Genomic DNA, 299 nt, shown 5'->3' with positions numbered 1-299 from the left:
GCGACATGAATCCGGAGCTCAACGCGTTGGAAAGCGGGCTGGATCGCTTCATCCGCCTCGACAAGGGTGATTTCGTCGGCCGCGATGCGGTGTTGAAATACCGGGACGGGAACGATCAGCGGCGGTCAGTGACGCTCAAGATCGAAACCGACGGCGCCAGCACGCTTGCCAATGAGGGGCTTTACATCGGCGGCGAACTGGTCGGGCGCATCACCTCGGGCAGATACGGCTATGCGCTCGGGCATGACGTGGCGCTGGCGCTGCTGCCCGAGCGTCTCGGCAAGCCAGGCACGAAGCTC

1 protein-coding gene is annotated in these 299 nt (G+C 63.9%); it reads left to right on the top strand.

The genetic code is table 11. The features are described 5' to 3' along the window. The coding region (locus EN808_RS35775; protein WP_135918262.1) for a glycine cleavage T C-terminal barrel domain-containing protein at positions 1 to 299 on the top strand (299 nt) is incomplete at both ends.

The organism is Mesorhizobium sp. M8A.F.Ca.ET.165.01.1.1 (assembly GCF_004792065.1).
GTDB lineage: Bacteria > Pseudomonadota > Alphaproteobacteria > Rhizobiales > Rhizobiaceae > Mesorhizobium.
Note: the sequence above shows the minus strand (reverse complement) of the source record. Positions and strands in the feature narration are given on the sequence as shown.